The sequence below is a fragment of the Cruoricaptor ignavus genome, assembly GCF_900141665.1.
Taxonomy (GTDB): domain Bacteria; phylum Bacteroidota; class Bacteroidia; order Flavobacteriales; family Weeksellaceae; genus Cruoricaptor; species Cruoricaptor ignavus.
In genome coordinates this window covers 1-15,477 of the sequence record NZ_FQYI01000013.1, presented here as the reverse complement: position 1 = coordinate 15,477, position 15,477 = coordinate 1, and the positions used below count along the sequence as shown (strand labels likewise).

General features: G+C 40.3%; 15 protein-coding genes and 1 pseudogene. 13 read left to right on the top strand and 3 right to left on the bottom strand.

All coding sequences use genetic code 11. The features are described from left to right. Positions 1-101 precede the first annotated feature (101 nt). From BUB43_RS10560 to BUB43_RS10555, 3 genes are all read right to left on the bottom strand, one after another. Positions 102-422: a hypothetical protein gene (locus BUB43_RS10560; protein ID WP_073180939.1), complete on the bottom strand. Its 321-nt coding sequence runs from the start codon at positions 420-422 to the stop codon at positions 102-104. After that, positions 419-571 (bottom strand): T9SS type A sorting domain-containing protein, encoded by a 153-nt coding sequence (locus BUB43_RS11160; protein ID WP_143154109.1) that lies wholly within the window; start codon positions 569-571, stop codon positions 419-421. Before BUB43_RS11160 ends, BUB43_RS10560 begins: the two co-directional genes overlap by 4 nt. A 62-nt stretch (positions 572-633) precedes the next feature. Beyond that, on the bottom strand, positions 634-1,917 hold the full coding sequence (locus tag BUB43_RS10555) for a T9SS type A sorting domain-containing protein (protein WP_073180937.1): 1,284 nt from the start codon (positions 1,915-1,917) through the stop codon (positions 634-636). 218 nt (positions 1,918-2,135) lie between these two features. On the opposite strand from BUB43_RS10555, the gene BUB43_RS10550 reads away from it, so the two are divergent. The 13 genes and pseudogenes from BUB43_RS10550 to BUB43_RS10500 all read left to right on the top strand — a co-directional run. Continuing rightward, positions 2,136-4,175: a TonB-dependent siderophore receptor gene (locus BUB43_RS10550; protein ID WP_143154108.1), complete on the top strand. Its 2,040-nt coding sequence runs from the start codon at positions 2,136-2,138 to the stop codon at positions 4,173-4,175. A gap of 44 nt (positions 4,176-4,219) precedes the next feature. Then, the gene (locus tag BUB43_RS11155) at positions 4,220-4,369 is read left to right on the top strand and encodes a TonB-dependent receptor (RefSeq protein ID WP_159430251.1); all 150 of its coding nucleotides are present in this window, start codon (positions 4,220-4,222) and stop codon (positions 4,367-4,369) included. A 24-nt stretch (positions 4,370-4,393) separates the two neighbouring features. Then, the gene (locus BUB43_RS11490; protein ID WP_260200807.1) at positions 4,394-5,635 is read left to right on the top strand and encodes a TonB-dependent receptor; all 1,242 of its coding nucleotides are present in this window, start codon (positions 4,394-4,396) and stop codon (positions 5,633-5,635) included. Next, complete coding sequence (locus BUB43_RS11485; RefSeq protein ID WP_260200806.1) at positions 5,589-6,623, top strand: TonB-dependent receptor domain-containing protein; 1,035 nt, start codon at positions 5,589-5,591, stop codon at positions 6,621-6,623. The genes BUB43_RS11490 and BUB43_RS11485 overlap by 47 nt, the downstream gene beginning before the upstream one ends. 2 nt (positions 6,624-6,625) lie before the next feature. Beyond that, positions 6,626-7,051, top strand: coding sequence for a hypothetical protein (locus BUB43_RS10535; RefSeq protein ID WP_073180933.1), 426 nt, complete (start codon positions 6,626-6,628; stop codon positions 7,049-7,051). Then, positions 7,041-7,706, top strand: coding sequence for a class I SAM-dependent methyltransferase (locus tag BUB43_RS10530; protein ID WP_073180931.1), 666 nt, complete (start codon positions 7,041-7,043; stop codon positions 7,704-7,706). The genes BUB43_RS10535 and BUB43_RS10530 overlap by 11 nt, the downstream gene beginning before the upstream one ends. Positions 7,707-7,713: 7 nt before the next feature. Then, positions 7,714-9,672, top strand: coding sequence for a PepSY-associated TM helix domain-containing protein (locus tag BUB43_RS10525; RefSeq protein WP_221404011.1), 1,959 nt, complete (start codon positions 7,714-7,716; stop codon positions 9,670-9,672). A 117-nt stretch (positions 9,673-9,789) separates the two neighbouring features. Continuing rightward, positions 9,790-11,886 carry a TonB-dependent receptor plug domain-containing protein gene (locus tag BUB43_RS10520; protein WP_073180930.1) on the top strand — a complete coding sequence of 699 codons (2,097 nt, stop codon included), beginning with the start codon at positions 9,790-9,792 and terminating at the stop codon, positions 11,884-11,886. 119 nt (positions 11,887-12,005) lie between these two features. Beyond that, positions 12,006-13,100, top strand: coding sequence for an HmuY family protein (locus tag BUB43_RS10515; RefSeq protein WP_073180928.1), 1,095 nt, complete (start codon positions 12,006-12,008; stop codon positions 13,098-13,100). 48 nt (positions 13,101-13,148) lie between these two features. Continuing rightward, positions 13,149-14,042, top strand: coding sequence for a DUF6607 family protein (locus BUB43_RS10510; protein WP_073180926.1), 894 nt, complete (start codon positions 13,149-13,151; stop codon positions 14,040-14,042). A 13-nt stretch (positions 14,043-14,055) separates the two neighbouring features. Further along, the gene (locus BUB43_RS10505) at positions 14,056-14,820 is read left to right on the top strand and encodes a helix-turn-helix domain-containing protein (RefSeq protein ID WP_073180924.1); all 765 of its coding nucleotides are present in this window, start codon (positions 14,056-14,058) and stop codon (positions 14,818-14,820) included. A gap of 260 nt (positions 14,821-15,080) precedes the next feature. After that, positions 15,081-15,230 (top strand): annotated as a pseudogene (locus tag BUB43_RS11150) (IS3 family transposase); the annotation flags it as partial. After that, on the top strand, positions 15,218-15,477 hold a 260-nt coding region (locus BUB43_RS10500; protein WP_159430250.1), incomplete at its 3' end, for a CRISPR-associated protein. The pseudogene BUB43_RS11150 and the gene BUB43_RS10500, both read left to right, overlap by 13 nt.

Sequence of the window (15,477 nt, the reverse complement as noted above, 5' to 3'; positions counted from 1 at the left end):
TTCAACAAAGTCTAAAAGGTTTTGACCTCGAAAAATATCCATTTTTTACCCTTTTTATAATGCTTTAAAGATATGAAATTATATTATGACCTCAAAAAATTTTAATTTTCTGAAGTCACATAGTGTAGCACGAGAGAGGTTTCTTCCGCATTCAGGTTGGCTTTTGGCGCCATAGATTTTATAATCGAAACCCATTGTTCGTCCGTATAAACTTTCGGTTTGTACAGGTCGTGGCACTTGTAGCAGGCCTTGTCGTGCAGGGCCTTTGCCGTATCTCGGTCGTAGTTTTCGGTTATAGCAGGGCTTTCCGTTTGGTTTTTTACCGGATTTTCATTAGAAGAAATGGGCTTTACCACCTTTTCTGCACACGAAATAGGTACTACAGACGAAAAAATTATTGCTGTTAGGTTGTAGATTTTCATAACGCAATTAAGTGTCTTTCTTTTTTTCCATTTTTTAGTTCTAATAAAACCAAATAAATTCCTTTAGGAAGTTTTGAATAATCAAAATCACCGTATTTTTGGTAACTTCCCACTAGGGTTCCCTTGGCATTAAAAACAGATATCAGCATTTCTGATTTTTTTTAATTAAACCCGCCGAATGCTCTTACGGCGGGTTTATAAGAAACATAGTTTATTTTAGGATTAGTTTCTTTGTTTCACTTACGCCATCTACATTCAGATTAATGAGGTAGGTTCCTTCAGAAAGTCCGCTGAGTTGCAGTTCCTTCTTGAAAAACCCTTGCTCTTTGCCGATTTCTGTAGCGTAAACCTTCCTTCCGGTCATATCAAAAATGGTAATAATTCCCTTGTTTGTAGAGGTGTTTTTAATATCATAAACCACGGTAACCTGTTTGTTTGGCGCTGGATTTGGAAAAATCCCAAAATTTGCTTTTTTAACAATTTCATTTATTCCGAGAACTTGCTCAGTGATATCCTTAAATTTAAAAGTCATATTTCCGTTCGCACTACCACCGTTTTCAATGAAGTACATTCGATAATATTTTGTATCTTCCTTAACATAATACACAGTATTTTCTACCAAACTTCCGGGATTTGTGCCTTTCCAACTGTGTCCGATTGTAGTTATCTTTTTTTGGAAATTTGTAGCAGGAGGTAAAGCTGCCGTTGATAGTGCCTGTGTTTCCGTTTCTTTCGCAATGGTAACACGCGGACTTTGGATTACTCCGGACATACGATACATCATTATGTTGTTGTAGTTAGTCCAATATCTTGTGAACATCAATTCCCAGTCATTTTTAGCAGGCTCATTATTGTTTACTTCCGCATCATTGGTGAAAGAATAATAGTTAAAATACGCATCTGCAGAGCCGTTTGCAATAGTTTTTGTGATTGTTGTTCCCCAAGCCGAACCATTCCATTTTGCATATTTAAAAGTGTAGCCGCCGTAGTAGTCGGTAATCATAAATTTCACATAATTTCCATTGCCATATTTTAGAAGGTAAATTACTTTGCCTTCAATATGGTGCGTGCCAACATTATAGCACCCAAATCCAAATGCAAACGCAGGGTTAGCACAACCGGGATTTCCTTGAGAAAATACCCCATCTTGGATTCTTTCCGTAATGTCGGAATTATACATCACTGTTCCTGTGGATGCGGTCGTAGTTATAGCATCCCACAGCGAAGGATCGTTACTCACTTGGTAGGTTTCTACATTCATTGCGTCATTAATTCTTGCGCCAAAATCCTGTGCAGAATTTCTGTAGAAAGCCACATCCCAGTTGTCCGAAGGTTGCACGGAAAGTTTGTTGGCAGAAAAATCAAAAAATACTCGATTGGCATAACTCTTGCCCATCGTGACATTTACCGTGGTATAGCCGTTTGCGTCCACTTGCGCTATTGCTGTTGTACCTATAACGCAGAATGCAAATGCAAAAAATGAAACTCTTTTCATTGCTGTTATTTTTTTAGGATTAATATTTATTTGGCAAATTTATAATTTTTATTTAGAATAATTCCAACTAAAAAAATATTTTTGCAAAAATTTTACCTATGAATAAAATCATATTCATCGTCGCGAACCTTTCCGGTATTGCTCTTTTTTCTCAACAACGTGTCGATACTTTGAAGGTGTAGGATCTCCAAGAAGTGGTTATAGAAACTCAACGCTTCATGAACAAAACTTCTGAGGATGTCTCTAAGATTCCGTTGAAGAATATTGAGAATCCACATGTCTATTCCTCGATCTCTAATGTGATTATGAAGAAACAGATTGCATGGAGCATGGAAGATGCTATGAAAAACGCTACCGGAGTGTCCAAACTATGGGATGCTACCGGCAGACCGGACGGCGGTTCCATTTTTTCCAGTCGAGGATTTCCGACCACCACAAGATCCAGAAACGGGCTTATCTCCATCATGAGTGACAATGTGGACATGGTGAATACAGAGAGATTGGAAGTGATAAAAGGACCTTCCGCCACTTTGTTCGGAAGTATTATCTCCTCCTATGGTGGCCTCGTCAACCGTGTAACCAAGAAGCCTTTCTTCACCACACGAGGCGAAGCGGAACTCTCTGGCGGAGCGTTCAATTTTTACCGTGCAGCAGCAGATGTAAATGTTCCGCTGAATAAAGTCAACACTTTAGCAGGGCGTATTAATTTTGCCTACCGCAATCAGGATTCTTGGCAGGATAGCGGATTTAATAAAAACTTTAGCGTTGCACCCTCTCTCCTTTACAAACCCAACGAAAACCTGGAGATCAGCCTTGATGCTGAGATCATACACAACAAAGGAAATTCCAACGGCGGTAATTTTGTGTTCTTCCTCAATCCTTCTTTTGCCAATGCGAATTTCCGTGCAGTGTTAAGCCAGCAAGGGCTTCCCGATGCCGTTGTCGACCAAATTATGTCAAAAGCTCCGCAAACATTTGAGCAAGCCTACCGCACCAACCGTATAAACGAGTTGAAATTAGACTACAATAAATCATTCAACTCTGATGATATTTATCTAACCAACCAAACCAACTCCATATTTGGAAAGGTAGATTACAAGATCAACAGCCATTGGAAATCCCTCACTGCGGTAAGTTATTCCCACGTCAGAACGGAGGGCCATCAATCCTATCAATACTTGGTGCCGGATTATATTCCCACATTCATCAGTTCAATAAAAACGGGTAACCCTACTTTCGGGACACCGGGACACAACTCGATCGCCCGAATGGTCTGGAGTCCCAATGGTAGCGGAAACACTTTTAACATTCAACAAAATTTTCAGTCCGAGTATGATTTCGGAAAGATTAACAACCGTATAGTGGTGGGGATAGACTATACACGGGTGGACAATCGTTTTAATTACGACCGCTTCACCGGTTCCCTGTTCGGGCTGCCTTTTCCGGATGTGTATGATATTACAAAAACTGACGGCACGGGTTCTAACTACAATGATTTCACGCTGGCAGGTGTGAAGGAAAGGTATCAGCAACAGGCGAACTTACCCGGCACCAACGTTAACAATCCGAGTTTGCCGTATTTCTACAATAATTCTATTACGGGCGTATTCATTAATAATGTAACTAAATTTTCGGAGCATATTATTGCCTCCTTAGGGTTGCGTTATGACAACTTTAAATCGAAAGGCACCTACGATAAGGCAACAGATTCCTTCAAAAACAGCTATACGCAGGATGAGTTTTCTCCCAAAGTAGGTTTGGTGTATATGCCGATTCCGGATAAACTCTCGTTTTTCACCAACTATCAAAATGGTTTTACCAATAAAAATGGAGTAGATTCCAAGGGTAAGACCTTCGTTCCGGAAAGGGCGAACCAATACGAGGTGGGGATGAAGGCGGATTTCTTTAACAACAAACTTACCGGTACCCTAAGTTATTATGACATCACCGTGAAAAATGTGGTGAGATCCGATGCCAATAACCCGATCTATAACGTCCATGACGGACAGCAACGCAGCAAGGGTATGGAGTTGGAGATTTTCGCTAACCCATTACAGGGTTGGCTGCTAATGGCGGGATATGGATACAACCATAGCATTATGGAGAAGGCGGATCAGGATGTGCAAGGCCTTCGTCCTGCTGCATCCGGGCCTGAGCATACGCTCAATTTTTGGACCAACTATACCTTTAGTCACGGACACTTGAAAGGATTTGGGATGGGCTTTAGTACCAACTACGCAAGTGAGGCGCTTAGCTAAACCAACTGCCGGACGGCCCGATGGTTATCCCTTCTTACGTATTGGTGGGAGCCAATATTTCCTACGACCGTCCTAAGTACCGTCTCGGGATTAAAATCAACAACCTCACCAACCAAAAATATTGGATGGGCTGGACGAATATGATTCCCCAAATGCCAAGACAGGTAATGGCAACCGTAGCGTATAAATTTTAATCTAAACAATTAACAACTTCATAAATGAAAAAGGCAATCTGTGCAATCGGTGTGCTGACCATTAGTACGGCATATGCACAAAACATTAAAAATGACACCATCACACAAAGAGAGATAGAAGGTGTTGTTATTGTGGCTTCAAGAAAACCTCAGAAAATTTCGGATATTCCGGGTACAGTTTGGGTTATTCCGAAAACTGAAATCAGGAGGCAGCTCCAGAGCGGTGTCCCAATCAAAAAAATGTTGTCACAATACATTCCCGGTATAGACGTCGGTTCACAAGGTAGAACCAATTTTGGACAAAATATGAGAGGAAGATCTGTTTTGTTGATGATTGACGGTGTTACCATCAACAGTTTAAGAGGAGTAAGCAGAGAGTTGGAATCCATAGATCCTTTTAATATTGAAAAAATCGAAGTCTTATCAGGAGCCAGTTCCATTTATGGAGGAAATGCAACAGGAGGTATTATTAATATTATTACCAAGAAGCCTGAAAAATCGGGCTTTTCAGGCGAAACGCAACTCTCTTACCTTTCAGGGTTTAATGCCAAAGACGATAAAGACTATAGATTCTCCCAATCTATAGCCGCAAAAGGGGAAAAGATGTTCGGCAGATTTGGTGTAGCTTTTCAGCAAAACGGAGGATTTTATAATGTACAAGGAAATCAAATTTTATCTGATGTCACGCAGACTGATTTGCAATACAATAGAACGGTGGATGTGTTGTTTACTGGAGGATATAAGATTAACAAACAACATGAGATCACTGGCGCTATTCAGTTCTTTGATTCGAGATTTACGGGCGACCGCAGTCTTTATTTGGGAGAGAATTATGCCTCATTATTAAAAGCTAATCCTGATCTATTCAGTATGCAAGATGGTTTCAGTTCAGACAAAAAAATAGGCACTACGCGCTTTATGGGAAATGTTGCCTATCGGGCTACTGATGTATTAGGTGGTCAAGACGCCTTCATACAGATATCCCACCGAGAGGAAAAATTGGGATTTTATCCTTTTCCGGCTCCAATAAAACTTGATGGTAAATCTGCAGTTCTTAATTCTGCATCCGAACAGAATACGCAACTCTCTGCTCTAAAAGTGGTCTTATCAAAAAAATGGAAATCTTTTGATCTGACCTATGGACTTGATGTAGATGTAGAACAATTTGAAGCATTCAGAAATGTTTTTGATATGAAAAAAAAGTTTGGCTTCCGGAGGATTGGACAATCAGACGAGTTTTACTTTAGGCAGATATCCCTCTTTTGAATCTAAAACTTATGCAGGCTATATACAGGGCAAGTATGATATTTTATCTGTTTTACAATTAAGTGCTGGATTGAGGCATCAAGACATGAATCTTGAAGTTCAAGATTTTATAGGAACGATGGAACAAGTCCAGATGGCATATGGTGTAGGGAAAACGGCTACCTCAATTCCCGGAGGCAAAAACAGTTACGGCGTCTCTCTTTTTAACGCGGGAATTTTGTACAAGCCCAACCTTAATCAACAATATTGGTTTACTTTTTCCCAAGGAGCCGCCCTTGCAGATCCTGCAAAATTTTATGGAGTGGGTAAGTATAACCTAAATACCAAAACATTGAACTGGGATTTGCTGTCAAGTGTAAACATTAATGATCAAAAAGTTCAAGCTATTGTTACCAACCAGTTTGAGCTAGGCTATCGTTTTTCAAGTGGCGGATTTAGAATGCAGATGGCAGGATTTTATGCTCAATCCGAAAAATCTATTGAACTGGATAATAGTGCGAATAACCTAACCATTTTAGTTAAAGAAATACCTTTGAGAAATCTTGGATTAGAAGGCATTGCATCCTATCAATTAGAGAATGGTATTTCTTTCGGGATAAATGCTTTGGTTATTAAATCTGAAATTAAAAACAAGGAGGCTTGGGAAAAACAAAATATTTTTATAGCATCGCCCTCCAAAGTTACAAGCTATTTTGCGTATCAAAAAAATAAGTTTGACGCACGATTCCAAAACCTGCAATTGTTTAACCTCAGAGACCAGCAGAATAATCTGATTAAAGGCTACAATCTTTCCGATCTAATGTTAGGATACCAACTTCCTGTGGGAAGATTGAATGTAGGCATACAAAACCTTTTTAACACATATTATCAAACGGTCTGGAGTGCCAGAGCACAGATACTCTATGGAGGTGCAGTGAAATTGCCGGAAATGTTTTTCTACAGTGGCAGGGGCAGAACCTTCACCTTGAGTTATGCATTAGATTTCTAAACATGGAAAAAATTTCAAGAACCTACCGCATCATCATCTTGTGGATGCTTCTGATCATCGGTTATATCTTACACGCTATTTATCATCTGTCCGAAACATTTTTTGGCATTGATATTAAACTTCCCGAAGCGAACGGTACCGTGCCACCCATTGTTCACCTGTTTAGGATTGTATTGGAAGTCGGTACGATGATTATCGTCTTGTTTTGGTTGAAAACCCAACATCAGTTTTTGGTGTGGTTCAGTTTTGTTTGGTCGGTACTGTTGTTCATCCTGAACGCCGTGCATTGGGTGGAGGCCCTCAGCACCGAGCTGAATAACTATTCCCAAGTGGCATTATTACTCGTTATACTTATCGTGAATGGGTTTTTGTCTTGGGAGCTGTGGCAAAAAATTCGGTTGAAAAATAGCCTTCACGATGCTGCTTGATCAATGGGATATAGATGAAAGAGAATTGGCCCGCCAAATGGCTTGCCCTTGTGGAGACGTGGGACGATGTCTCGCTCAAGAAATGCAGCGATCGAACCGAGAGGTTTTAGAGTTCTGCCTGTCAAAATTTCCTGAAAGCCCCAAAAAGGCTTTAGAGTTGGGACACGGCAACGGTGCCCACATAGAAACGGTATTCGAAAAAAAGCCCGACCTCCTCTATTTTGGGCTTGAGGTTTCCGAAACTATGTTTCAAGAAGCCATACAACATAATCAATCTCGCATCCAAAAGAATAAGGTAGCATTTGCGGTGTATGATGGCCAGCACATCCCCTTTTATGACAACACGTTTGACGTTGCTTTTAGCCTGAATACCATTTATTTCTGGAAAAATCCCGTGAGATTGCTCAAGGAGATGTACCGTGTTATGGAAGTGGGCGGAGTATTCATCATTGCATTTTGTACCACAGAATGTATGAAAAAAATGCCCTATGTCTGCTATGGATTTAAGTTATATGAAATTGAAGAATGGAGGGTGTTTTTTGAAAATGAAGGCTTTTACATTGAGGATGAATCTTATTATATGGAAGCCTTTGAGTTGGGTGATCAGCCACATATCGGCAGAGAGTTCGTTCGGTTGTGTTTGAGAAAAATTTAATTTAAAGATGAAAGAAAAAGTAAGACTGCAAATCATTGTTCTTTGGCTGCTGCTAAGCATTGGTTTTATATTGCACAATGGCTATCATCTGGCGGAAATGTTTTTTGGTATAGACATTAAAAATCCTGAGGCTAACGGCGAAATCCCTACCAGCGTACATCTATTTAAAATTTTGTTGGAGCTACCTCTGCTGGTTATTATTTTAGCAAGTCTTTATACCACCTCAAAAACATTCCTCCGTTTCAGTTTTGTCTGGTCTCTGCTCTTGTGTCTCGTGAATGGTTGGCATTGTATTGAAACCTTACAACATGAAAGTTCTGATTTTTCTCAGGTAGCTTTGCTCCTCATTGTATTTATCGTCAATTTCACCTTGGTGCTTTGGCTGTATGCAGTTTGCCTGCCTTGGCAGTTTCTTCCCAAAAAACTACGAGAATGGAATTGGGCAAAACACCAGCAGTACTGGTACGGAAAGTGGCATTTGTATTTGGGATTGATTGCAGGGAGTATTTTGGTGGTGGTAGGACTTACGGGCAGTATTTTGGTCTTTCAAGATGAGATAGACTCGGCTCTTAACCCGGAATTATTTGAAGTAAAGCCTACACAGCAAAGGATTCCGATGGCGGAGATGGCAAATTTGGTGCGGCAGAGATATCCGGACAGGAAGTTTAACTATGTTAATATCACCAACGATGATGTGCCGAATTCCACTTACCAGTTTCGAGATTTAGAAGCCAAGACAGAGTTTTTCGTTAATCCTTACACGGGTGAGATATGCGGTAAGAGACTGACGAACAGCTCCTTCATCCGCACAGTAATGAATATCCACATGACGCTTTTGATTCCCGAAGTCGGTAAATATATTGTGGGATTTTCTGCATTGTGTTTATTGATACTTACCATCACAGGTATCCGTCTTTGGCTTCCGGCAAACATCCGAAAATGGAAGCAATGGAAAGAGGCACTCACCGTGAAATTAGGAGCGAGCTTTAAGCGGCAAAATTTGGATTGGCACAATGTATTGGGGTTTTATTCCGCTCCTGTCGTCGTTGTGCTATCGCTCACGGGTTTTGTCATTACCTTTAATTCGATGTTTATCGGTTTTATGTTTATGCTGAACGGCAAGTCGCCCGATGCCTTGCAGCAGATATTTGACAATAAATCGGTTTATCAACCAACTGTACAAAAATTGTCTGCAAAAGAGATTATTACCAAGGCAGGTAAACCTTATAAAAATGCCTATTTAGAGAGTATTGCCTTTTCCAAAGACAGTCTGGGAACTTATATGCTGATGTACAATGCTCCCGGAACTGCAAAGACCGGACATCTTACCATGATGGCAGTGGATCAATATTCCGGTAAGGTGTTGATGAACAGCAATCGGGACTTTCCGCCCGTGGGAGCTTCCTATGTCAATTGGACCATACCACTTCACTACGGGACATTCGGCGGTTGGCCTACGAGGATATTGGCTTGTCTTGGTGGTCTAATACCATTGGCAATGTATATTACAGGATTTATCATCTGGTGGCCACGCTTAAAAAAGCGACAAAAATCCGGTGAAAAAGTCCTGACCGCCCATCAGATTGCTAAAGCGAAAGTAAAAATCCACGAGAAAAGGCTGCATCATCTGCCATTAGCTACCTATTGTCTACATCATTTCAAAAAAGGATTGAAGTACGGTCTTTATCTTTTAGTCTGTTCTGCGGTATGCGCCATACTCTACGGATTACTTTCCGGAATTGTAATAGCTCCTACTTTATATGTGGTGTATTATATCGGGATAGCGGTTTTAGTAAATTTTGTGGTGGCCTTGTCGGTACTGTTGTTTCAAACACTGTTTCTGTTGCCGTTCGGGAAATCCTATCGCAAATTGTATAAGTATGCGGTGTGGTCTGTGAGTGTTTTACTGGTTTTTGTGCCAATAATATATTTGGTTAATAACCATTTAGGATTACTTTTCATTTAAATCAATTTTGAAAATACAAAAGAACTAATGATAAAAATCATAGGTATAATTATTATTTTTATTTAGAATAATAATAAATAAAAGACTATATTTGCTCCGTTTAATATTTCTATAGGTTTGAAAAAGCTAATAATTGCCGCAGTATTAATTCTTGGCTTTCACCATATTTCGGCGCAGGAAGAAGACACTCTTACTATAAAGGAAGTGGTTGTGACAGGACAATATAGTTCGCAATCCATTAAGAAATCCCTTTATAAAGTAGAAGTGCTTACCAGTGTAGATCTGAAAAGAATGGCTGCTAATAATGTGGCGGAAGCACTTACTCAAATGCATAATTTGCTTATTGTCCCGGAGAAAAATTCCGGAGATTCTAAAGCTAACATACTTGGTTTACGATCTGATTATACCAAAATTTTGATTGACAATATTCCCGTAATCGGTGATACAGGACTTGGAAGCAATATAGATTTAACCAAGATCGGCATTGATAATATCGAGAGAATCGAGGTCGTGAAAGGGTCTATGGGTGTGGAATTTGGAAACAATGCGATGGCGGGCGTTATTAACATTATCACTAAAAAATCTTCTAAAAAACCGTGGAATGTTCGTGGATTTGTACAGGAGGAAACCGTGGGAAAGGAATATGATTGGATCGATTACGGCAAAGGCAGACACATACAAAACATTAATATCTCACACACTTTCGGCGGTGGAAAATGGTATGCAGATTTATCCCTCAACCGAAATGATTTCCAAGGCTATAGAGGAGAAAAGCAAGGTAAAAATTATTTTGAACAAAACAATACCCGTGGCTACGAGTGGCAGCCAAAGGAGCAATGGAATCCCGCTTATATATTAAGATTCTCAACACCAAAAACACAAATTTTCTATAAAGGAGATTACCTCTTGGAGGAAATCAACTACTACAGTCCGCTCGTGAATTCCAAATATTTGGGCGGTGGCGAGCGGACTTTTACCGGTAATGACAGGGATTATTTCACAGACAGAATACTCCACCACCTGAATTTTTCCTCACAAATTTTCAAAAAGGCAAAATATACGGGCGATTTTTCTTACCAAAAACAGTTGCGGAAATATCAAGACATTGTATTTGATATTCCGGCGCGCGCAAGAATTTCTGAAACCGAAAAAAACACCTACTACCAGGCGCAGACGCTCTATGCAAGAAACACTTTGAGCAACTTTATCAATTCTGAAAAAATTAATATCCAAATCGGTCACGAGGTAGATTATACCAAAGGTTTTGCGGGCGCGATCACGGCGAAATTCAACGATAATAATGTGAAGAAGGACATTCTGAACAACGCCGTGTTTGTCTCTGCGGAAATTCCGCTCACGCAGAGTTGGTTCGTGCGTCCCGGTTTCAGATACAATTTTTCGGACACTTTTAATAGCATGCCGAATTATTCATTAGTTCTTAAAAATCAGATTAACGACAACTCTGAATTTCGCGCTATCATTGGATCTGCAAACAGAAACCCGACTTTTGAGGAGCTGTTTACCTATTTTGTAGACAGCAACCATAACATACAGGGCAATGCAGATCTAAAACCTGAAAATTCATTTTCCGGTACGCTCTTCTATTCGATTTCAAATAAAAATGAGGAAGGTCTTAAATGGAATCTCGATTTTAGTACTATGTTTTTGCAGGTGAAAGACCGTATAGAAATGGCGCAGGTAAACGCTACCCCACTCCAGTTTAAATATTTAAATATCAGCAATTATCAATCTTGGGAAAACGCTGTTTCCGGAAAAATTTCCAATAAAAATTTCGGAATTTCTGCGGGGTATACAATTTTGGGGAAAATGCCTGAAATGGATAATAAGGCCATTGATAAATATTATTACAACCACGAGGGCACACTCGGATTGTGGTACAATCTCGTAAAAACAGGGACGAGCTTCGCTACAAATCTGAAATATTCCGGGAATAATTATTTGTTTTTTGAGGATAAAAGTTTGGGAATTACGCAGTATATCCTTAGCAAAAGAAAGGATTTCACGCTGATGGACGCTTCCGTTACCCAAAAAATTTGGAAAGACTATGTTTCTATCGCATTGGGCGTCCGCAATATTTTTAATGTAACCAGTGTGCAGAATATAGGCGGAAACACCGGAGCGCACAATACTACGGCAAACCAAATGCTGTTCTACGGCAGAAGTTATTTCGGCAGGTTAAATTTTAATTTTTAAGATTTTGCATAATGAATATTAAAATGCTTCGACTTTGCTCAGCAGGACACTTTTGACTACAGTTCTTTATGCACTGTCAGTCTGAGGGAAGTCGAAGACTTTAGAAATAATAAAAAAATATGAAAAACTTATATCTGATACTATTAAGCGCGGTATTTTTCGCTGCCACTTCCTGCATTCGTGAAGACGATATGCCTGTGAAAATCCCACCAATGAACGGTGCCGTGATAGAACCGGCGGTAGGCGGTGCGAGCGAACCCAATCAAGTGTGGATCAACCTTGCAACGGGAGAACAGAAAATTACGCCCAGAGAAGGTTGGGATTTAGGATTTTATTGTGGAGATCATTTCAAAGTTATTCTGAATTATTCGCTAATAATGTCAGCAGGAAAAATTGAAAACGCCACGAATATCGATTCGGTGAACTCTCAAAGTGTTGCTAACTTGAAACCGCTTGTGCAGACCGCCAATTTTGCTGAAAATGCGCAGTACATAGATTCACCAACAGGGAATATAATCGCCGATCCCACTGCTGTTTCGGAAATCAATATCAATGACAATCAGAACAATGTCTATCTTGTAAACCTCGGTTTTAAGACCTTCTCCGGAACTACAAATCCGGGTTCGGTATACTCTGTGGGCGACGCGCGAGGTTGGAAGAAAATCAGAGTTTTGAGAACCGGAAACGGCTATAAAATCCATTATGCAGGCCTTGATGAAACTACGCACAAGGAATTTATCATTGAAAAAAATCCGGACTATAATTTTAAATATTTCTCCTTTATCACAAATAATCTTGCGGATATAGAGCCGAAGAAAAACGCTTGGGATATTTGCTTCACGGTCTTCACTAACTTGGTAAACCTTCCGGGAACGAATTCGCAGACTTCCTATATTTTCCCAGATGCAGTTTTACACAACATTCTCGGTAATGTAAGCGCATACGAGGTGGTTACTGCTACAGGACAGGGTGAAACCGAGTTTAAAAACTTCAAAAAAGAGAATATCGACACCTCAAAATTTGTAATGGGCGATCGCCGTACAATTGGTTCAAATTGGCGCACTACCACAGGATCAAATGGCGCGGAAGTCTATAACAATAAATTTTATGTGCTGAAAAACAGCGACGGGTTCTACTTCAAATTAAGATTCCTGAGAATGAAGAATGATCAAAACTACCGCGGTTTCCCACAGTTTGAGTATAAGCCGCTATAAAATTGATATTAAGAGATTTAGAAATAGATAAACAATTAAACATACACAATGAAAAAGCAGATTACACTACTGGCAGTAGCATTCGGAGCGATGGTTTTTGCCCAAAATCAAAAGGACATTCAGTCTATAAAAGCAATGACCGGTTGCTACGAGGTAAGTTTCAATTTTGCCGAAACGTTCCCAAAAATCCCCGGCTACGAGAAGAAGAAAAACTACCGTTCCGGTGCGTTGGAATGGATAACCGTGGCGGAAGAGTCCCCGAAAAATATTAAACTCCAGCACATTCTTATCGTAAATCCGCAGGGTTCCGGCAAAGATGCGATTGTAAAACATTGGAGACAAGACTGGGCGTATGAAAACACAGACCTGTATGTTTATGACAAAGACAGACATTGGAAATACAAAAAACTAAATCCTGCCGATGTAAAGGGACAATGGACGCAGACCGTCTATCAGGTAGATGACGCTCCACGCTATTCCGGGACCGGCACTTGGATACATACTGATGGCAAAAATTATTGGGAAAGCACCGCGGATGCACCGCTCCCAAGACGCGAATACACCACAAGAAAAGACTACAATGTAATGGTGCGCGGAAACCGCCACGAAATCTATGATTGGGGATGGATTCACGACCAAGATAATAAAAAAATTGTAAGAAAAGACGGACAACCAGACACGGAAATTGTGCAGGAAAAAGGCATAGAATACTACACCAAGGTAGACGAAGGCAAGTGTAGAATCGCCAGAGACTATTGGAACGAGTATGAGCCGCTTTGGAAGTCCGTGCGCCAGTCTTGGGACGAAGAAATGGCAAAAAAGAAAGACATTACCACACTCCCGAATGTTGAGGACATCTATCTGTATGAAGACCTGATGAATCTGAAACCTACGCAAACCACAGAGGCAAAGGCTTTGGTGAAAAAATATATCGTGAAGTAGAATTTTCGGGTTGATGAAGAACTTTGAAGCCATTACACGGCACATAGAATACTGCGCGGGAACGCTGAATGCTGTAGAATCCTATGGCGGAAGCCTGCAATCTAGCGGAAACACCGTGCAGATGCAGTTTGTGTTCCCTGCTTCGCTGTATTTGGCAGATTTGGGCTTCGTCAATTATAAAATTTCATTCCGGATAAGGAAAAGTTTTTTTGAAAAATACTTTAGTGACAAAGGCGACTACGAGGAAGAAAAAAACATTATGGATTTCTTTTTCACCGATAAGAAAATCCCGCTCTGCTTCGCACTTCACACCAACCTGATGTGCCTAATAAGTAGTAAATCGCAAAATTATCAGAAAAAACTTTTTGTAGAGAGCTACCTGATGTTTATGCTCTATCAGGTTACGGTGGTACAGGAATGCAGTGCAGATATGAACCAATGTGAAAACTGCGCTGTGAAAGCAGGAAAACAGCATATGAAATCTTTACAAGAGTGGATTGACAAAAATTTTAGCCAAAACATTAACCTACACGATTTAAGTTACCAGTTCGGTATTCCGAGCGATGTTCTGAACCTGCTTTTTGAGCGATATATTGGTTGTAATATATACGATTATGTGTTGAAGAAAAAGATGCAGCACGCCAATTTTTTATTGCACAATACGATGTACGGTTTTGAGGAAATTGCACAGCAATCCGGCTACTGCAACAGAACCACCTTAACGAAGACCTATGAGAACTATTTTCTTCATCGTGCGGTATTGGTAATGAGAAACTAAAATACTATAAATTTTCGGCTGTTCTTCCCGGGCAATTGCCGAAATATAGAAGCCACGACATTGTCGTGGCTTCGTCAATAACTTAAATATAACTAACTGTGACTGTAAAAATGTCTGAATTTCCTAAAAATCTTAAAGGAATAATCGTAACTTATGACAATGATGACGATGCTATGTAAATCGTCAGCAAAAAGTGGACTGGTTTAAGCCAGAACTAAGATAGTGTTTTCATAATAATCTAAACCCTTAAATTTGATATTATGAAGGCAAACCAGAAACCGTCCCCAGAAAACTACCTGAAGGACATCCGCAGAAAGACCAGGAGAATCTTCACGGCAGAACAGAAAATACTGATCGTAATGGAAGCACTCAGAGCCGAGACCTCCATTGCGGAGCTGTGCCGCCGGAAGCATCCACAGAAGAAGTGGTGAAGCTCGCAGAAAGCTTCGTAGAGAAAATCAGGAAAATGCTGCAAACCAAGGAAGATGCCGTGCATATTATGGGAGAGCTTACATTCGTAGTGGCAATGCTAAGATTGCTGCAGGATAGTGGGGTAAGGTGTGTAGCTTCCACCACGGTACGCAGCGTAGAAGAAACCGAGCAGGGCGTGAAGCAGAGCAGGTTTCAGTTTGTGAAATTTCGAGAATATCCTTTAGC

Bases quoted from the DNA above. Each gene is read 5' to 3' on its own strand.
- BUB43_RS10525 (WP_221404011.1), top strand. From the start codon at position 7,714: ATGAAAGAAAAAGTAAGACTGCAAATCATTGTTCTTTGGCTGCTGCTA.
- BUB43_RS10530 (WP_073180931.1), top strand. From the start codon at position 7,041: ATGCTGCTTGATCAATGGGATATAGATGAAAGAGAATTGGCCCGCCAA.
- BUB43_RS11160 (WP_143154109.1), bottom strand. From the start codon at position 571: ATGCTGATATCTGTTTTTAATGCCAAGGGAACCCTAGTGGGAAGTTAC.
- BUB43_RS10505 (WP_073180924.1), top strand. From the start codon at position 14,056: ATGAAGAACTTTGAAGCCATTACACGGCACATAGAATACTGCGCGGGA.
- BUB43_RS10550 (WP_143154108.1), top strand. From the start codon at position 2,136: ATGAACAAAACTTCTGAGGATGTCTCTAAGATTCCGTTGAAGAATATT.
- BUB43_RS10510 (WP_073180926.1), top strand. From the start codon at position 13,149: ATGAAAAAGCAGATTACACTACTGGCAGTAGCATTCGGAGCGATGGTT.
- BUB43_RS11490 (WP_260200807.1), top strand. From the start codon at position 4,394: ATGAAAAAGGCAATCTGTGCAATCGGTGTGCTGACCATTAGTACGGCA.
- BUB43_RS10535 (WP_073180933.1), top strand. From the start codon at position 6,626: ATGGAAAAAATTTCAAGAACCTACCGCATCATCATCTTGTGGATGCTT.
- BUB43_RS10555 (WP_073180937.1), bottom strand. From the start codon at position 1,917: ATGAAAAGAGTTTCATTTTTTGCATTTGCATTCTGCGTTATAGGTACA.
- BUB43_RS10515 (WP_073180928.1), top strand. From the start codon at position 12,006: ATGAAAAACTTATATCTGATACTATTAAGCGCGGTATTTTTCGCTGCC.
- BUB43_RS10560 (WP_073180939.1), bottom strand. From the start codon at position 422: ATGAAAATCTACAACCTAACAGCAATAATTTTTTCGTCTGTAGTACCT.